18 protein-coding genes are annotated in these 19,558 nt (G+C 35.6%); 9 read left to right on the forward strand and 9 right to left on the reverse strand.

Annotated features, from left to right (window positions below):
• Positions 1-41 precede the first annotated feature (41 nt).
• From LF886_RS14980 to LF886_RS15005, 6 genes are all read right to left on the reverse strand, one after another.
• A complete protein-coding gene (locus tag LF886_RS14980) occupies positions 42-617 on the reverse strand; it encodes a hypothetical protein (RefSeq protein ID WP_236850271.1) in 576 nt (191 codons plus the stop codon).
• Positions 618-655: 38 nt separating this feature from the next.
• Positions 656-1,741, reverse strand: coding sequence for a DNA polymerase III subunit gamma/tau (gene dnaX, locus LF886_RS14985; protein ID WP_109738241.1), 1,086 nt, complete (start codon positions 1,739-1,741; stop codon positions 656-658).
• Positions 1,742-1,838: 97 nt separating this feature from the next.
• Positions 1,839-2,465, reverse strand: coding sequence for a TetR/AcrR family transcriptional regulator (locus tag LF886_RS14990; protein ID WP_236850272.1), 627 nt, complete (start codon positions 2,463-2,465; stop codon positions 1,839-1,841).
• A 6-nt stretch (positions 2,466-2,471) separates the two neighbouring features.
• Positions 2,472-3,728: an aminotransferase class I/II-fold pyridoxal phosphate-dependent enzyme gene (locus LF886_RS14995; protein WP_236850273.1), complete on the reverse strand. Its 1,257-nt coding sequence runs from the start codon at positions 3,726-3,728 to the stop codon at positions 2,472-2,474.
• 427 nt (positions 3,729-4,155) lie between these two features.
• Positions 4,156-4,509: a helix-turn-helix domain-containing protein gene (locus LF886_RS15000; RefSeq protein ID WP_236850274.1), complete on the reverse strand. Its 354-nt coding sequence runs from the start codon at positions 4,507-4,509 to the stop codon at positions 4,156-4,158.
• A gap of 95 nt (positions 4,510-4,604) precedes the next feature.
• Positions 4,605-5,342 carry a response regulator transcription factor gene (locus LF886_RS15005; protein ID WP_236850275.1) on the reverse strand — a complete coding sequence of 246 codons (738 nt, stop codon included), beginning with the start codon at positions 5,340-5,342 and terminating at the stop codon, positions 4,605-4,607.
• Positions 5,343-5,431: 89 nt separating this feature from the next.
• On the opposite strand from LF886_RS15005, the gene LF886_RS15010 reads away from it, so the two are divergent.
• From LF886_RS15010 to LF886_RS15020, 3 genes are all read left to right on the forward strand, one after another.
• Positions 5,432-6,079 (forward strand): DUF1349 domain-containing protein, encoded by a 648-nt coding sequence (locus LF886_RS15010; RefSeq protein ID WP_236850276.1) that lies wholly within the window; start codon positions 5,432-5,434, stop codon positions 6,077-6,079.
• Positions 6,080-6,813: 734 nt separating this feature from the next.
• A complete protein-coding gene (locus LF886_RS15015) occupies positions 6,814-9,804 on the forward strand; it encodes a sensor histidine kinase (RefSeq protein WP_236850277.1) in 2,991 nt (996 codons plus the stop codon).
• 5 nt (positions 9,805-9,809) lie between these two features.
• Positions 9,810-10,421, forward strand: a complete 612-nt coding sequence (locus LF886_RS15020) for a response regulator (RefSeq protein WP_236850278.1) — start codon at positions 9,810-9,812, stop codon at positions 10,419-10,421.
• 152 nt (positions 10,422-10,573) lie between these two features.
• Here the strand turns inward: LF886_RS15020 and LF886_RS15025 are convergent, their stop codons facing one another.
• The gene (locus LF886_RS15025) at positions 10,574-11,419 is read right to left on the reverse strand and encodes a hypothetical protein (RefSeq protein ID WP_236850279.1); all 846 of its coding nucleotides are present in this window, start codon (positions 11,417-11,419) and stop codon (positions 10,574-10,576) included.
• Positions 11,420-11,690: 271 nt separating this feature from the next.
• Here LF886_RS15025 and LF886_RS15030 point away from each other — a divergent pair, with 271 nt between their 5' ends.
• The 5 genes from LF886_RS15030 (at position 11,691) to LF886_RS15050 (ending at position 15,534) form a co-directional block, all read left to right on the forward strand.
• A complete protein-coding gene (locus LF886_RS15030) occupies positions 11,691-12,647 on the forward strand; it encodes a helix-turn-helix domain-containing protein (RefSeq protein WP_236850280.1) in 957 nt (318 codons plus the stop codon).
• A 114-nt stretch (positions 12,648-12,761) separates the two neighbouring features.
• The gene (locus LF886_RS15035; RefSeq protein WP_236850281.1) at positions 12,762-13,964 is read left to right on the forward strand and encodes an MFS transporter; all 1,203 of its coding nucleotides are present in this window, start codon (positions 12,762-12,764) and stop codon (positions 13,962-13,964) included.
• Positions 13,965-14,162: 198 nt separating this feature from the next.
• Positions 14,163-14,576 (forward strand): hypothetical protein, encoded by a 414-nt coding sequence (locus LF886_RS15040; protein WP_236850282.1) that lies wholly within the window; start codon positions 14,163-14,165, stop codon positions 14,574-14,576.
• A 179-nt stretch (positions 14,577-14,755) separates the two neighbouring features.
• Entirely contained in the window at positions 14,756-15,103 is a 348-nt protein-coding gene (locus LF886_RS15045) for a DoxX family protein (protein WP_236850283.1), read from the forward strand.
• A gap of 113 nt (positions 15,104-15,216) precedes the next feature.
• Complete coding sequence (locus tag LF886_RS15050; RefSeq protein WP_236850284.1) at positions 15,217-15,534, forward strand: hypothetical protein; 318 nt, start codon at positions 15,217-15,219, stop codon at positions 15,532-15,534.
• A 72-nt stretch (positions 15,535-15,606) separates the two neighbouring features.
• Here LF886_RS15050 and LF886_RS15055 read toward each other — a convergent pair whose 3' ends face one another.
• On the reverse strand, positions 15,607-17,247 hold the full coding sequence (locus LF886_RS15055; protein WP_236850285.1) for a serine hydrolase domain-containing protein: 1,641 nt from the start codon (positions 17,245-17,247) through the stop codon (positions 15,607-15,609).
• A 119-nt stretch (positions 17,248-17,366) separates the two neighbouring features.
• Positions 17,367-18,422 (reverse strand): helix-turn-helix domain-containing protein, encoded by a 1,056-nt coding sequence (locus LF886_RS15060; protein WP_236850286.1) that lies wholly within the window; start codon positions 18,420-18,422, stop codon positions 17,367-17,369.
• Between the two features lie 169 nt (positions 18,423-18,591).
• Between LF886_RS15060 and LF886_RS15065 the strand changes: the two genes are divergently transcribed.
• Positions 18,592-19,500 (forward strand): DUF6268 family outer membrane beta-barrel protein, encoded by a 909-nt coding sequence (locus LF886_RS15065; protein ID WP_236850287.1) that lies wholly within the window; start codon positions 18,592-18,594, stop codon positions 19,498-19,500.
• Positions 19,501-19,558 lie beyond the last annotated feature (58 nt).

Consider the following 19,558-nt stretch of genomic DNA (forward strand, 5'->3'; position numbering starts at 1 on the left):
AAACGTATTTTCAACAGAAATATTTTACAAATATATAAAAATTATGTCAAATCAAACTTCATTAAATCATCAAGATCTTTCAAAAGTGGATTTTTTTCTATAAATTTTTCAAACATTTTTCTCTTGGTAACGACCTCAATCTTCAGGTTTTCAACGTCTCTGACGTATTCTATCTCGATAGCATGGTTCTGAATTTTTCTTTTAAAATGATTAAAAAATTCTCCGCTTATTTTATCAAATTCTACTTTAGCAGAATCTGAGGGGAATAAAACTCTGATTTTATTTTCTTCAGATTTTACCAGTTTGAAGGTTTTTACAGCATTGAATACAATGTTATTTTTTACCTGGAGATGTTTAAGCATAATTTTCCATTCCATCTGCAGATCTGTATCTGTAAAATGGTGCTGAGGAAGATTTTCAGTTTTCACAACAACATTTTCTGCTGTTTCCACTTTATCTTCTTTATTCAAAAAGGAATTGATGCTGAATCCGGAAGAGATTCCCGGTCTTGATAATGGCTTGGTTGTTTTCGTTACAGAAGTTTCCTGTGTTTTTTCAGGAGCTGCAGACTGTTGTTCTGCTTTAACTTCTTTTTTCTCCGGAGCTTTTTCCGGCATCTTCACCTCCTGCTTCTCACTAAGAAACGGAGCTAGAATCAGGAACTTTTTTTTTTAGTATCACCTAAATTAGCTGTCAGTGAAGCCAGCTGCATTAATGCAATTTCAACCGTAAGTCTTGGGTTTTTGGAATTCTTATAATTAATATCCGCATGATTGCAGATCTCAATACCATCAATCAGCTGCTGGGCGGCCCACTTCTGTCCCTGTTCTATAAATTTGGTTTTTGTCTTCTCTCCTACTTCGATGAGATCAATAGTAGAAGTATTCTGTGCCATCATCAGGTCTCTGAAATGATTTCCTAGTCCGGCAATGAAAATATGAGAATCAAATCCTTTTTTCACAATCTCATTGAACGCAGAAAGCACTTCAGGAATTTTGTTTTCCTTGGCGAGATCTACAATATTCAGATATTGGTCGTAATCCAGAATATTTAAGACTTCGGCTGCTTTAGCCAGCGTAATATTTTTTTGGGAGAATGTGGAAAGCCTGTCGAAGATAGAAAGTGCATCTCTTAATGCGCCATCAGCTTTTTGAGCAATCAGGTACAATGCATCGTCTTCGTACTGGATATTTTCTTTTTGGGCAATCGTTCTCAGATGATTCTGGATGTCTTCAATGACAATTCTTTTGAAGTCATAGATCTGACAACGGGATAAAATTGTTGGAATAATTTTATGTTTCTCCGTGGTTGCCAAAATGAAAATAGCATGAGCAGGCGGCTCTTCAAGCGTTTTAAGGAAAGCGTTGAAAGCGGCAGAAGACAGCATATGAACCTCATCAATGATATATACTTTGTATTTACCAACCTGAGGTGCAAATCTTACCTGATCTATCAGTTCCCTGATATCATCTACAGAGTTATTGGATGCAGCATCCAGCTCATAGATATTATAGGCAAAGCCGTCTTCTGAAACCGAGCCATCTTTCTCATTGATCTTTCTTGCAAGAATTCTGGCACAAGTAGTTTTACCCACACCACGAGGACCACAAAAAAGTAATGCCTGAGCTAATTGGCTTTCTTCAATTGCATGTTCTAAAGTATCTGTAATATGGGATTGTCCCACAACAGTATCAAACTCCTGAGGACGATATTTTCTTGCAGATACTATAAAATTTTCCATTGGTCAAAAATAAGAAATATAGTTTTAATTTGAAAATTAAAAGTTTTCAAATATCAACAAAAATGTATTTCTGCTCAAATCGGAAAACTTTTAATGATTATTTCTTATCGTATGCAAATCCAATCAATTCAACAATAGCTTTTTCTATTTCTTTTCTTCCGTCCTCTGTTTTCAGATCAATACCACAGAATTTACTTGCGTTATAAGCTGTATAAAGGTTGAGATAGTAAGCTCCCGAAACAATTAGGGCCATAATTGCTCTGTGTCTTGTTGCTCCTTCTCCGAAGAAAGGGTCTGATATATTTCCAAACAGCACTTCTCCTACTTCTTCACGTTGGTCTACTAATTTTCTAAGGATAGGTTTGCTTTCTGAAAGTTCCCAAAGAATAATCTTCTGAAGTTCTTTATTTTTCTTCAGATTCTCAAACTGGTTCAGAACAACCATTTTGGTAAGCTCTTGTCCTCCGTCGGAAAAATCAACATTTACGTCCTGATTTACCTGACTCCAGTAATCCTGAGATTTGATATATTCGTCGATAAGCTTATCAGTACTTCCAAAGTACTCATAGATCAATTTTTTATCAAATCCAGCCACTGCGGCAATCTTACTTACTTTTAATCCGGAGTATCCTTTTACTCTTAAAATTTTACCAACTGCAGCAAGCAGTTTTTGTTTTGTTTTTTCTTTGTCCCTAATGGGGCCCTGCACTACTTTTCTAGGCATAATTTATTATTTTTTTGCAATATGCAATTTTTTATTAATATCGTCAAACGCGTTAAGCGTTTTGTCCAGATGTTCTTTTTCGTGTCTTGCCGTTACACTCATCCTTATACGCGCATCTTTTCTTGGTACAGCCGGGTAAAGAATCGGGTTGGTATAGATTCCTTTTTCTATTAGTAGTTTTCCAGCTTCTCCTGTTACATAAGGATCTCCAATTTTTACGGGTATAATTGCGGAACAGGTAACTCCGGTATCCAATCCTAAATCATCAAGTCCTTTTTTGAAATAGTTGATATTGTTCCAGAGTCTTTCTCTCCAGATAGGTTCTTCATCTATTAAATCAATGGCTTTAACGATTCCTGCGGATGATGGTGGGGCTGTAGCTGAGAAGATCTGCTGGCGGGAATGGAATCTCATGAATGCTGCCAATTTTTTGTCGGCTATAACATATCCTCCAAGGTTACCAAACGTTTTACTGAATGTTCCAGTGATGATATCCACTTTATCCAATAATCCAGCTTGTTCCAAAGTACCTCTTCCGGTTTCTCCAAGGATGCCGACACCGTGTACGTCGTCTACCATCAGAAAAGCATTGTACTTTTTCACAAGATTATAGATCTCATTAATATGAGAGGTATCACCATCCTGGGAATACACTCCATCCACAATAACGAGTTTCGTACGGTACAGATTTTCAGATACCTTCAAAATGTGTTCCAAAGATTCCAAATTATTGTGCGGAAATGTTTTTTTATTGGTAAAAGCACATCCTTCATGTACACTGGCATGCACTGCCATATCTAAAATAGCGAGATCTTCCTTCTGCATTAAGCATTGTAAACTCGCACTATTAGCTGTATAACCGGTAGTAAATACTACGGCTTCGTCTTCTGTTCGTTTAAAAAAACTTGAAATTTTCTTTTCTAAAGCATTGTGATAATCAAAATAGCCACCGATAAGAGGAGTTGCTCCTGTACCTGTACCATATTTCTCTATCCCTTCAATTGCAGCTTGTTTTACTTTTGGGTGCTGTGTAAATCCCAAATAATCACTTGATACAAAACTAACAAATTCTCTGTTTTGGTTTGCAATATTTACATTCAGTATTGCATTGGTTCCTGAAGTATTCTTCAGTCTGTAGTTCATATGACCATTAGACTTTACATAGTCTAAATATTCATAAAATATTTCAGCCCTTTGAGCCATATTATTATCTGGTATATTCTCAAAGTCTTTAATAGTTGCTGTTGTGAAATTGATGCTCATCCTTAATCTTGTTTGTTGTGGTTTAAAAAAACAAATATATAACTATTTAAAGGGCTTAAGCTCCCTAATTAAGATTAAATATTATTAAAGACACAATAATTTATTCTTACCCGCTGGAAACCAAACTCATTTTATATATATGAATCTTTTAACATTTTCTTCTATTGAATTAATTAGTTTTTTCTTACCTAAATTTAATAAAAAAAGTAAACAATAAAGAAATATTAATAGATAAATAATAAAAAAAGACAGTTATTTTTTTACAACCGTCTCATTTATAAAAGATTATTTTCCAGCAATTTTAACATTATAATTCACTAAACCCACTTTTAATGCTGAAATCCAAGCATAATTAAATCCCTATCCCGAGATAGAAATCATCATAAACACCCTGTCACAGCAATTTTAAAGAAATAAAACAGTCAGTTTATAATATATTGGATTTTCTGAATTCTCCGGGAGTAAGACCGGTCATTTTTTTGAAAAATTTTGAAAAGTTGGATGGATCGTAAGTAAAAATACGGGCAATTTCTGCGATGGATTTATCGGAAATAATAAGCATCTGTTTTGCCTGTTCAATAATTTTTTCGTCATAAAAAAAACAGGGATGCTTTCCTGCTTCTTTTTTTATTGTATCGGTAAGATGTGTGTGAGAAACAGCAAGTTCTCTGGCAATTTTATTCAGTTCCATAAATTCGGAAACCGACCCTGAAATAACATCCTGAATATGTTTTTCCAAAAAGGCAAAATACTGACGGGTAATCTCTTCACTTCTTTTCATCTTGTGTTGTTCTTGCTAATTTGTATTCAAGGTATAAATTTAATTATAAGATACAAAACAACATGGTGAACTTTTCGGATATTCAAGCTGAATATCTAATAGAAACTATCTTTGAAGGCCTGGGTAGAGTTTTTCACTTTCAGTTTTTCCAGAATATTTTGACGGTGTCTACTCACTGTATTGATGCTTATGGAAAGCCGGTCGGCAATTTCTTTACTCGCGTATCCCTCTCCTACAAATTTTAAAACTTCCAGCTCTCTTGGGCTCAGAATATTTTTATAATCAAGCTTATCTTTTACCACAACTTCTCCCTTTACTGTATTAATAATCATAAAATCAGGGACTGTAGAGCTGGCCAGAGAAATATTATAAATGCAGAGCGCCAGCCTCAGCTTGTCATTATACGGTGAATACACATAAAACATTCGGTGTTTTACCCATCGATATTCCTCGTTTTTATCTTTCATCCTGATCTTTGACACAACACTATATTCTGCACGTTGTTCCATTTCCATAGCATCCAGTAATTTGAAAAAACGGAGTTCATGGATATATTTCTTCAGCTGGTCGTCGGGGTGTATTTTTTTCAGCATCTCTTCTTCCCAGATTGTATCTATTTCTGTGGGGTTTTCACCCATACTCATCCCAAGCTCTAATGCTGCTGCAGATTTATAGATATAACTTTTATTTGCCTGCACATCACTTAATACACATATAGCGCCCTCCATTTCGGAATATGCTTGGGCTCTCTGCTTATAGACGTCAATATCAAGCATGCATTTTTTGGAAGTGTTATTCAATAATTTATGACTGAGTTGTTCCCGGATTTCCATAATGGTTATTTATCAGTATTGACACAGTGTGGGTTTAATAATACTTTTGCTAAAATAATAATTTACCCTTAGAACTTATCCAAAAGAGAATGAATAAATTGATTTTAGGCTTTTGCGCCTTGTTCCTGATTCAAAAATTTTCTGCCCAGACTCTGGAGAAAATGACCTGGTTTAATGAACCTGAAAAATGGGAAATCAAAAACAACAGCCTGTCGATGTTTGTAACCCCGCAGAGTGATTACTGGAGGATTTCACATTATGGATTTACTGTGGATGATGCCCCCTTCTATTACACTACTTACGGAGGTGAATTTGAAGCAAAAGTAAAAATAACCGGCAGCTATAAAGCAAGGTTTGATCAGATGGGTCTTATGCTGAGAACAGACAAAGAGCATTACATCAAAGCCGGAGTGGAGTTTGTAGACGGTAAATATAACCTAAGCACTGTTGTCACTCACAACAAAAGTGACTGGAGTGTCATTACATTAGAAAAAACGCCACCTGCAGTATGGATAAAAGCAGTAAGAAGACTGGATGCTGTGGAAATATTTTATTCTTTTGATGACAAGAGCTATATCCTGATGCGAAATGCACCTTTACAGGACAATACCCCTGTAATGGTAGGATTAATGGCAGCCTGTCCTGACGGAACCGGATTTAATGCTGTTTTTGAGAACTTTACCGTAAAACATTTACCGGATCAACGCAGGCTAGAGTGGCTCAAAACTCATCAATAACGATTGAATTACACTTCAATATACAATCAGTTTAATTTAACCTCCCATCATTTCCGGGAGGTTTTTTATGGCTTAAAATGGTAAATTTTGAGAATAAAAAACAAAAAAGAGACCGCTTTAGATGGAGACAGTCTCTTTTATTTTTGAGATAAAACCGTTTGTGTTCTTAGAATCATTATTTAAACGATGAGTTTCTTTAATTGTTCCGAGAATATTTTTGCAAAAATATGAATATCCATAAGCTTTAGCAAAGATATCATGTAGAATTAACCTCAGATTTTTGTCAAACTTTTACTACAAAAAGCAATTAAATAAAACCTAACCCGTTAATCAATAAATTTGAAAAAAAATACAGAAGCATCACTATTTTTCATTTATAAAATCCTAAAAGAAATCACAATCATAGTACAGCATTGAGATTAATAGAAAATGTTTCAAAAGGAATCTCTTATGAATTTATCACTTATTTTTGAAATATGTAAAATTTCATATGCAATACTATCGTAAAACCCGTATAAAACTTATATAAAACAAATCGTGGCATACTGATTTATCTCCATAATTTCACTATTTTTACACGATCAAAAAAAATAAAACACAAAAGACCAGAAAACTTCAATGATAAAAATTTATTTTCAATCGTTCCTACCCATTAAAAAAACTTCGACTTGTACAAATACTAATATTAACCGTCTCTTGCATTAGCAGCAGACATAGATCAGTTTTGCACATATATGAGAATTTGGGCATTTGTTTTTGCTTGTATATATTTAAACATTCATGGGCAGCACCATACTTCCACGTGGTACAATATAGACAATGGGCTACCTCAAAGTAGCGCAAAGGCCATTGTAAAGGATAAATATGGCTTTATCTGGATCTCTACAGAAAACGGACTTGTTCGGTATGATGGGAGTTCCTTTATTACTTTTAATAATTTTAAGGTAAATAATCTGCGTTTCGGAGAGTTTATTGGCGATCCTCTCCTGGACAGTATTACGGTTCTCAATAATTTTCAGGAAAATAAGATTATCATTAAAAACAGGTTTCCGAAGCTTTCTAATCTTACCAGCAGTGATAAAATGGCATTTTCCAACGGTACCGGACTTGTACATAGAATTGCCAATAATATCATATCCTCAAACTTCTATAACGATGTTCAGTATTTTATTCAACTTAAAAATTCGGTTTATCATTTTACCGACAAGAACACGATTATCTATAAGGAAGGGAAAAAGAAAATCAAAATAGTAATCCCTTTTACCAATAAGGATCTGAACTATGCTTTCATATTGAATGATACTCTTTTTATCAATGATCTGAAAAGAAGAAAAACCTATTCCCTCTATAAAGGGCATCTTTCTGTTTCTGAGAAGCCTACTCTTTTTAATCATCCGGACACTAAAATCTATTGGCAGCAGATTACCAATCAGACTTTTATAATCAATCATGATAACATTTATATTGTAGAGGGCAGCGAAAATGACCTTCGTTTGAAATTTCTTGTAAAATTTGAAGAAATAGGAAATCATTCCTACTATTCTATGTTTTATGGTAAAGAATTCCACAAACTTTATCTGGGAACGCTCAATAACGGCCTGAATGTGCTTAATCTTTCTCACTTTTATGTTTCAAAGAAAGAAGCCGATTTTTCCAATAATGTGTATTACGCTTCTCTTCCTTTCAGCAAAAGTACCATCATTGCTGAAGACGGAACAGAGTTCGGAAAAAACGGCATTGTCAAAAAGCATTTGTTTGGCAGTAATGAAAACTACCTTATGATGTATGACAATTCCGGAAATCTTCTGATCAGAAAGAGGAACAGCATTGTCAGGTTTTATAAAAATTCAGGGTATAAAAAGAAGGATTCTACTTTTATCAGCAAAGGATTTGAAAGTTTTATGAAAAGCGGGAATCTTTATGGGACCACATGTACTGGCCCCTCCGGCACCCAGCTTAATCTTTACAAAAAAGACCAGTTTACAAAACCGGACTTCACTTATCATTTTAAAAGCTCTGTCAATATTTTTCATCAGTACAGCGAAAATGAAATTCTGACAGGTAACAGTGATGGGCTGTATTCGGTACTGCTGGGAAGTAAGACAATAACTCCTTTACTCAAAAATATCTATGTAAAAAGTATCATCAGGACAAAAGATAATCTAATCTGGATCACTACGAATAAAAGCGGGTTCTATCTTTTCAAAAACCACAAACTTATCAAGATGCCGAACGACAGGAACGATTACCTGCAGTCGGCGCATTATATCCTTGAAGATCAAAAAGGATATTATTGGATTTCTTCGAACAACGGATTGTTTAAAGTTCTAAAAAAACAGTTGCTGCAATATGCGGAAGACAGAAAAACTCCGGTGTTTTATTACCGTTTCACCAAGAAAGATGGTTTTCTGACCAATGAGTTCAATGGCAGTTCGGAGCCCAATGCCCATGCTCTTGAGAGCGGAGATTTCGTATTCCCATCAATGGACGGTTTTGTATTTTTCAATCCGGACACTATTCGAACATATTATCCGGACAGGAAAAAAATCTATATTGAAAGGGTAAAAATCGGAAATTCTGAACCTCAGTATTTTCATCAAATTCTTGATTTAAAGAATGATTATAAAACCGCTGAAGTTTTTATTGACATTCCCTATTTTTCCAATCTGGAAAATCTTTATATCGAAGCCAGGATATCAGGAAAGGAAAACTCCGCTTGGGAAAAGATTGCAACCGGAAAGGAATTAAAATACACCATCAGTAATCTTTCTCCGGGTGAATATACGCTCAGTGTAAGAATATTGGTATCTCCTGATGGAAAGTATGAAGAAAGGGCAATCCATTTCAAAATTCAGCCTCTTTTCTATCAGACATTATTGTTCAGAGTGTCAGCTTCTATCGTCATCCTGATCATTATTATCATCATTGTTCAGCTGACAACCAATTTTTTAAGAATAAAAAACAAAGCCTTAAAACAAATTGTTCATAATAAAAACTCTGAACTGAAAGAGACGTCTCTTCACCTTGAAGTAGTAAAAAGCAACCTGCAAAAAGAAACTGAATATCAGAAAAAGTTGGTGGAAACCATCAGCCACGACATTACCACTCCTATCAGGTTCATTGCGATGCTTTCTCAGAAGCTTCATGAGTCTGATGATGTGGAACTTCAGAAGAAGTATTTTGACAGTATTTATAAGTCTTCAGAGCAGCTGTATCAGTTTACGCTCAACTTAAAAGAATATACTGAGCTTTATAAGGCTGAAAATATTTTTGAAGAAAAGGAATATCCTATGAATAGAATTCTGGAGATTAAAAGCAGATTATTCTTTGAAATTGCAAAGGAAAAAGGAACTACCATCACCCATCTTGCTGATCATAAGATTTATTCCAAAGTGAATGAAAGTATTTTAACCGCCATTATCCATAACATCCTTGATAATGCAGTGAAAAATACATTTGAGGGAGAGATCACCCTGAATATGACAGAAAAACAACAACAATCCACAATAATAATTGCTGATACCGGAACAGGAATGTCCGAAGAGCAGATCGCTACTTATATGAGCCTGTTCAGAAATCCTAAGCTAGAAACGCCCAGTTTCAAAGGAAAAGGGCTTGGTCTGCATATGGTTATCCATCTGGTGAAAAAGATCAACGCTGAGATCAATTTCGGAAAAAATCTGCCCAAAGGAACTATTGTGGAGATAACGATCAATAAAAACTAATCTCTATGAATGAAAGAATTTTAATTGCTGATGATCACTATGTAGTAAGGGCAGGGACTTCTCTGGTTCTTGAAACGGCTTATCCGAGACTGAAAATAGATTTTGCAGAAAACTATGAACAGGTTAAAAAAAAGCTAGACGATCAACGTTATGATCTTCTTATTTTGGATATTGATATGCCCGGAACTCAGTATAAAAAAATGGTTCCTGAGCTTAAAAACATACAAAATGACCTTAAGATTCTCATATTTTCAGGGTATGACAAAGATGTTGCCATCCAATATATCAGAGAAGGCGCTGAAGGCTATCTGAACAAACAAAGCAGTGAAGAAGAAATAAAGAATGCCGTGAAAACTGTCATAGAAAAAGGATATTTCTACCCTGCTGAACTCATCGGTCTTATTATTCAAAACAAAAGAAACAATCCTGTAGAAAAGTTATCTACCAGAGAATATGAAATTTTTAAACTCCTTGCTGACGGAAACGGAAACCTGGAAATTGCCAACAGGCTGAATATCCAAATGTCTACAGTAAGCACTTACAAAAAAAGGATCTTTCAAAAGCTTGATGTCAACAATATTGCAGAACTGATCAAAGTGTACGAAATGATGCATTAAAAAAACGGGGCAGGAATTTCATACTATTCCCGCCCCAGAAAAAACACAAATCTCATTAGATTTTGAATAATCCATCTACTGATTTCGTTGATTTTTTTATATAGTCATTGTATTTTTAGAATCATCAAACAGCTTTACGAAAAAGCAACCCTTCAGTATAACCTCTGTACAGAAAGAAACAGTTCTCTTGTGTTGTCAGAAGGATTGGGATCTGTTGTCGTGGCATCACTGCTCCCTGCTATAGATTTATTGTCTACACGAAATGCATAATACACTCTGTACCATCTTGGCTCCGGCTCCTGTATTGTAATATCAAATGTTACCGTCTCATTATTCGTTTGGGTAAGGTAAACACCATCATCAAACTGTCTGTAGGCTCCTGGTGATAACTTGATATTCCCGTTATCGGAATCACCGGTATGGGTAGACATTTCTGAAACCCAGATTTTCACATCTGAGGTACCTGCATTATAAAGCCTTGGGTTAAAAGTTGTAACACCTCCTGTTCCTGCCGAGCTGCTGTTAAATTGCGCATCAAGCCTTAAAAATCCTCCCAAAATAGGAAGATCAGAAAGATAGGTACTGGCCAATACATTAGCTCCCGAAGTACCTGCTGGTATGCTTCCATGATAGTAAATTAAATCTCCAATGGTAATGTCATCATCTTTTCCTCCAAATGCAAATTTCCAGGTCGTTCCATTGAACATATAATATCCAGATTTATCTACTTTTGCCGTTTTTACAGAAGGCATAGTCACCGCCTGAATTACATAGACCAACGCTCCGGTCTGTGCAGCTAAATAAACGTCATCTTTAGATTTCAGCTGGTCTCCTGTCATTCTGGGAGCCATCACACCATCCGGTACGGTAGCCACATCCGGTTTCCCTTCTACATGTAATGTTACTTTAGGGGAATCTGTGTTGATACCTACCTGGGAAGACGCAGCTATTGAAAAACATATCATTATGCTGGCGAGAGTTAATTTTATTTTCTTCATTTTAGTATATTTGTTTAAAAAATTATTTGATTTATTTAAAAGGAGAATAAATCATGTGGGTCAATTGACAAATCATCAATCAGCCTTTATTGAGCTAGCTGGTGCAAAGTTATCCGCATTGATCAATCAATTTCATGAATAATCAATGAAAAACCGGAAACGGCTCAAAAACACATAAACAAATAACAATCAGTATTTTAACCTAGTCATTTTCTGATATCTGACTGTTACAAAACACATTGGAATGATTTAAAATTATCTATTACCACAAATGACTACCACCCAAGACATACAAATTGAACAATATAAAAGACAGCTGGTGTATTATTACAACATTCTGATGTCTGTTATTCTTGCCGTATTTGGTTTGATATTTACTTTTATTATTCCGGATAGGATAATGGCCTGGTATCTTTTTGGTGGACTTTTTTTACTGGTCTATACTTACATGATTGTACGTAAAACGTATTCAGTCAATGTCATGGTACATTCCTACATTATTACAGCAACACTTTATAATTTTTACATCATGCTTGCTTTCTGGAATAATTCTATTGCAAGCTTTGTGTGGCTTATTCCGATTCCGCTGGCAGCCTATGTTTTCTTTCAGAGGAAATACGTTTTTATCTACAGTATGTTTATATTATTGAATATTATTGCGGGATATCTTATTTCAAAAACATTCAGTTTTAAATTTCCAATACACAGACCTGAAGATGTGAGAATTACCGATACAATTCTTATGATTTCCAATGTAGCTGTGATATCCCTTCTGCTCTATTTTAAGGATAAAATAAAAAGAGTGGAAATCTACCGCGAAATTGAAAAGAAGACCCTGAGTATAGAACCCCAGCCAGCGCCTGTGGTAGAAAAAGCACCTTTTGCAGACGAACTATTTGAGAAAATTGAACTTGTAATGAGGGAAAAACAACTGTATAAAGACGTTAATTTTAATATTTCAAAGCTTTCTACAGAAATGGAAATCAACAGCAGCTATATTTCAAAATCAATCCGGGTAAAGGGATATCCCAATTTCAATAACTATTTGAATATGTACAGAATTGAGTGTGTAAAAAGACTGCTTAATGAAAATGATCTTGAGAAGGTAACCCTTATGTATATTTATACAGAAGCCGGATTTTCAAACCAGTCTACCTTCAACAGGGTGTTCAAGCAGATGGAAAACATCACTCCTTCCGAATACATCAGCGGTTTACACATACACTGATTTGTTTCACCAATCAATATCATTGAGATAATGATTTTTTAATTCGGAAAATAATCAGGAAATTTACGGTACTTAATTTTCTGTTAAACCTCTGCATTTTAATTGCAAAAAATCATGAATTCATCTGAAAAAACCGATCAGGGAAGCCAACGTTTCCGATATATAAAACTTTGTATTTTCTTTTCAGGACTTTCTGTTTTTGCCCAGCTTTATCTTTTCCAGCCGATGCTGCCAATGGCTGCAGAACAGTTCGGGGTGTCTGTAGGTGACACTTCCCTACTCGTGTCATCATCTACAATAGGAATGGCTTTAGGATTACTGTTTTTCGCTTTTAAAGCCGACAGTTATTCCAGAAAAAGCCTGATGGTCTTTTCGTTGATTTCGTCTGCCCTGCTTACCATTATTTCTACCTGGATCCCAAGCTTAAGCCTGTTAATTGCCATCGGAGTGTTGAAAGGCTTTGTCGTTTCTGGTGTTTCTGCAGTTGCTCTTGCCTATCTTACGGAAGAAGTGAATGCATTGGCGGTACCTGCGGCAATCAGCATGTATCTCAGCGGCAATACAATTGGTGGGATGAGCGGAAGAATACTCGCAACTCTTATAGCAGGAGAATTCGGATGGCGAAATGCTGTGCTTCTTATCGGGATAGAAAGCTTCATTCTGGGTATTGTATTCTGGAAACTATTTCCGGAATCAAGGTTTTTCAATCCTCAGAAAACGGATTATCATCTAAAGGTAAAGCAGATGAAGTTTTTCCTGACAAATCCTTATATGCTTCGTCTATATTGCACAGCAGCTTTACTGATGGGAGCTTTTGTGAGTGTATACAATTATCTTACATTCAGGCTGGAGGCAAAGCCTTTTTCATTGAGTCATTTTATCATTGCTTTTATCTTCCTGATGTATATTTTTGGAGTTTTCGGAACTATGATTGCAGGCCGGCTTTCCAAAAGATTTAGCATGAATGATATTTTGAAAGGTTCAATTTTGTTTATGCTTACCGGAGCTTCATTATTATTATCAGAAAACATCTATATCCTTATTTTCGGACTTGGGCTTTTTACCCTTTCATTTTTTGCGGCTCACACGATGGCTAGTCAGATGACTGCTTTATATGCCAAACGTGGAAAATCTTCAGCCACTTCTATTTACTGGCTATTTTATTATTTTGGCTCAAGCATTCTGGGAAGTGGCACCGGGTATCTTCTTCACGCTTATTCCTGGAACATCTTCATAGGCCTACTTATTATATCGGTAATTGCAGCACTTCTGTTGACCACTGCGAACGCAGTTCCAAAAGAAAGAACAAAAAACTAGTACCACACACGTACCACATCTATTTTTTCTCAAAATGCTATTATTCCCTTATGGGTGTGCTATTTTAACATATCATTAATTTTTTATAGTAAAAATTTAACCTAATCTTCACTAAAACAAGGCTTAACAATATGATGCAGGGCATACTATTTGCTATTTATTTGAGACTTTATCATCACCCTAAAAACTCAAAATATTATGAATGTAGCAGATTTAAAAATCAAGAACTTAGTTGAGTACAAAAACGAAATTTATACAATCACTGAGATCTTCCACAATGTTGAACAGGCTTATTTTGTTAAAATTGAAAATGACATTCAAAGTATTTCAGTCCCGGCAGCATCTATAAAGCCTATTAAAATAACAGAAGAATGGCTTGAAAAGCTAGGATTTTCAAGAACTTACACTTCGGATCAGAGTATACGGTATGAAAGACCGGAAGCTTTTATAAAATATGATATAGACCTGAGTTCCAGAAAAATCCTGGAAGGTCTGAAAATATACGGCAACGCCATAAAATGCAGATACATCCATGAGTTTCAGAATATTTTCTCAAGCTTATTCGGAAAAGAAACAGCTTTGCATTATGGCTATTTGAAAACAGAGTCGTAGTTAAATAATTCTTAGTGAAAGAAGACCACAATTTATTCCATAGATTGTGGTCTTCTTTTGGAATACAATAAACAGAATGTATGATTTTGTCATCATTCAACATTAATTTCCGAAAAATTCACCATTGATACGTCATTAATTTCATTGATATTTGTATTCATAATATAAAAAACACATCAATGATTCTAAAGATTATCAATTCTGCACTGATTCTATTTGCAGTCTTTATGGGCTTCAAACAAGGAATTGCTATGATTTCAGGTAAACCCGAGATGACAGAAATGTTCGGAAAATGGGGGGTTGACAAAACAGGACTTATCATCAATGGAGCATTCACTGTGCTGGCTTCTGTCATGATTTTATTTCCGAAAACATTTGTCTGGGGAAACTTTCTGATGGCAGCCGGTATCCTATTGATCATCTGTTTCCAGCTTTTGAACAAAGATCTGAAAGGTGCCATGATAGAGCTTCCTTTTCTTTGTTTGAATCTTCTGATCGTCTATCTTCAACATCCTCTTAAAAGCTAAAACGGATGAGAGCCTATAAGTTGATAACCCTATTTCTAATAAGCTTCTCCTGCATAACCTGTGGACAAAATACGAACAAAGAGAAACAACAATCTTCAAAAAAACAACCCATAATGGACTTATCAAAAATAACAGATCCTTCGGTAAAACAAGCGATCGAAGCATTGCAGAACGGCAATAAAAGCTGGTACAGCTTCTTCACAGAAAACCCAACAATGACAGATGACGGCCAGCATGTAGACTTTAAATCATTTTTCTCTAACGCTCTGGGCAATGAGAAATTTCTCAGCATAGACCGTGTAGAAAATGATGGAAAAGATATTTATGGCAACTTTCAGGCTGGAAAATGGGGAACATTTCCTGTATTTTTCAGATTCCATAAAAACGCTGCAGGCAAATTTGAAAGGCTGGATATCGGACAGAACAAATAAATTTTATCGATACCGAAAAAGTGTCATTCTGATTTTCCATGTAAGAACATCCGAATGACACTTTTGAGAAGCCTATTTTATTCTTTTGAACTCAACATTAGAGAGATTTCCTCCTGATAACAGGAATCCGGATACTGTTTTATTTTTGTCATATTTAACATCAAGCCGTCCGAAAAATGACACAGAAGAATACAACTTTGAATCGCTTAGAAAATACAACGGAATATCAGGATTCAAAGGATGTCTGGCAATCAGTTTATTATTTTCTATAACCAACTGATAAATGGTGTTGAATTCTTCATTCCTATAAAACCCTACAAACTTGGTAAGATCTATTTTATCTTCTTTTAAAGGCTTTAAGGTTACTTTTTTACAGATAAATGTAAAATCTCCAATCCTGAATGTTACCGATCCCGGATGAAATGTAAGGCTTCCTGTCGGAATAGAAGGGATATTAAATTTGTTATCTCCTACTGCCTCCAAAGAAGTTTTACTCCCTTTAGGATACATATTTCTGCCATCTGTTGTGATGTCCAGATAATTTCCAGGATTAATTTCATAAGTCCCTTCAAATGATTTCAGCTCGGCAGCGGTATACGTTATTTTTTGGGGAGGCGGCGGAAGAATCTGCTGATCCTTAAGAAATACGTCTACTACTCTATAGGCAATCAGCAATCCGTCAAAGGCCCTTTTATTTCCGGCAAGAACAATAGACAGATTATAGGCGGGAATATGCAGAATATAAGATCTGTAGCTGGCCGTACCTCCACCATGAAAGATAATATCCAGACCTTTATACTTTCCGGTTTGCAGGCCTAATCCGTACTCTACTTTTTCCCCATTATTTAAAAAGGTGTTTTCCTGCATCTTATTATAAATCTCGCGGCTTCCAATGGATGGTTTCTGAAAATTAATTGCCCATGTGCACAAATCGTTCAGTGTAGTGAAAATATTGGAAGCTCCATTTCCCATTTGCCCCAGAGGTGTTTTTACAAAACCGGAACTGTCTTCCTGATAAGATTCTGCTCTATTCGGAGTAATGTTCACCGCATCCTCCACTACCACTGTATGATCCATATGCAATGGTTTGAAAATATATTCTTTAAGTATCTGTGCGAAATCTTTTTTGTAAATTCTGTGGAGAATTTCTGCAAGCAACAGAAAACCGGTATTGTTGTATCTGTATTCATCACCAGGTTTAAAATTGATACTTTTAATAGCCAAAACTGTTTTTGCAGCATCCGCACTAGTCACCCTCACTTCAATTCCAATTCCTTGCAAGTCTTTGATAGTTGTATAATCCGGCAGTCCGTGGGTATGATTAGCAAGCTGCCTGATGGTGATTTTATGAGGCAAATGTTTCAGCTCCGGAAGATAAGTTCTGATATCATCTTCAAAAGACAAGCGCCCTTCTTTTTCAGCCAAAAGTGCTACAAATGCGGTAAACTGTTTGGAAACGGAAGCGATATTAAAAGCCGTAGAATCGGTCACGGGAATCCGGTCTTCAAGATTTGCAAGTCCGTATGTTTTTTTATAGATTACTTTTCCGTCTTTTATAATGCCAACAGCCATCCCGGGTGTATTGGATTTGGAATAACTGTTCACTACGGAATCTGCTTTTCGGATCTTATCCTGCTGGGTCAATTGTCCGAAATAAAATCCGGTGTTCAGGACTGTAAAAAGAAACAATGCCAATCTGATTTGTGGTTTCATCTGTTTTAAATTTTAATGATGAAGCAAATCTGAGATTTTGCAATGATTTAAATATCCGACTACCGGAAATCGGACTATTTTTATCTGAGAAATCAGTCCTATTTAAAGTCGGACACTGTCTAAATAATTGATTTTCTGTAATCTGTAGGAGTAAGCCCTGTTTCTTTTTTGAATGCTGTATAAAATGAAGATTTGGAATTGAAACCCACTTCATACAGAACTTCAAGCACGGTAAGCTGAGGCTGATCCTTAAGAATCGCTTTCGCTTTATTAATTCTGAACTCATTAATAAAGTCAAAAAAATGTTTACCTGTATGCTGGTTGATTAATCCTGATAATTGCTTTTCCGGAATATCGATCTGCTTCGCCAGTTTCTGCAAAGTAAGCTTATCGTCCAGATATGGTTTTTCAGTTTCCATAAATTTCAGGAGATTTTTCAACTGTTCCGGTTCCTCTTTTTGAGGCTCGTCAACTTTTTGTATAGGAGTCAGATCCTTATTGATCCCAGCCAAAAGATTGGGACGGTATAAAGCATTTAATACAAACCAGCTGATGATAAATAAAACAAACAGTGATGAAAATGCATATAAATACATAAAAGTAGAAGAATCCGCCTTCATAAAACCTCTCAGCAATACAAAAAAATTCCCGATCAAAAAGAGAATAGTGGTCTGCATCAGCCATTTATACGTAAGATGATGATTGCTTGAGTAATTTTCCTGATACAGCTTCCGGAATGTCCTGAGTACAAGAAATACAGCAACGATATAAAAGTAATACTGAACTGTAGAAACGATATCAAATACCTGATTATTTTGCTCAGAAATTCCTGTTATGCTAAACCACACCAAAAAGATCAAAAACGGTAATGCATGCAGGAGATGTTTTGTACGAAGAGTAAAATTATAATAACAGGCAGCATTGACATACAGAAAATAAAGAGGCATCTGGAGCAGAACACTGCCCAGTTTGAACCCTTTAATCATTGTATTATCAGACGGCGCCAGAAAGAACCCCGAAAGATCAATCACAGAAATCAACAGAAAGGCCGCAAATAGATAATTGGGTAATTTTCTTTCTGATTTTGCTGTAATAAGAAAGGCGCTTAACAGCAGAAACAGGAAAAAAATAATTTTGCCTAAATCGTTGATGAATGACATATTCTCTATTTTCATGATATTCACAAAACTACAAATAATCAGGATTCTAAAAATTATATACAGAAATTCATCATCAGAATAATTCATTCTATCCATCATTTTCTTCAATCCATCATTTAACAAACTGACAAACAATCAATTAAATAAATATTAAAGTTTCTTTGTGCTTTCAAAAAAGAAATATATGAGAAAGAAATGGATTATAATAGCTGCTCTCACACAAGCAGTTTATGCTTTTGCTCAGATAGAAATCAGATCAGAATATCTGCCACAGCAAAAATACATTGATGATAATCGGGAAAAAACCGACGGAAAAAGCTCTGCTTTTACCACCACCCTTACAGTAACCGCTCCGGTAAGTGTAAAGCCGACTGCTTATCAACAACCTAAAATATGGGCAGCAACACTGAATGCTTCATACACTTCGTTCAGCAATGAGGGCGCTACTACAGAGGCATTGCCTAAAGAAATAGTATCCACAGACCTTGGAGTACTGTATATGACTCCGATACATGAGAAACTGATGTTTGTCGGAGGAGTTTCAGCAGGGGTATATTCTACCCATACCGATCTTCAGAAACTGGAAATAGATCAGGTTGTAATAAATGCCTATTCTTCATTGATATGGCAGATTCGTCCTAAGATAAAACTTGGCGTTGCCCTTATCGCAAATAATGCTTTTGATAAGCCGATGCTTATCCCCATGCCTTATTTCCAATACCATAGCGAAAAAAAACGGGGAATGGAATACCATGCTGAGTTTAGTTATACTCCCAAATTCTCTGTGGGCTACAGATTTAATGAAACCTTCGCTTTGCGCATTGTAAACCGTCCGAAATTTTTCTTCTCTCTTGCCAAAATTGACGGACAGAAGAAATATTTTGATCATCATTTTGTAAGTCTTGGCATAGAACCGGAGTATAAAATCAACAACTGGACGTTCAGTGGCACATTTGGAGCCAACTTCGGACGTACAGACCGATACAGAGACCGGGAACCTTCCCAATTTTTGAAATGGGGAAATGCTACTTTTGATCCTTCATTTTATATTTCTGCAGGGATTAAATATAACTTTGCAGGAAAACGAAAATAACTTATTCTTGTATCACAAAAATGAACAGAACAGCTTATTATACCTTTTATCACCAACA

It is taken from the genome of Chryseobacterium sp. MEBOG07, assembly GCF_021869745.1.
Taxonomy (GTDB): domain Bacteria; phylum Bacteroidota; class Bacteroidia; order Flavobacteriales; family Weeksellaceae; genus Chryseobacterium; species Chryseobacterium viscerum.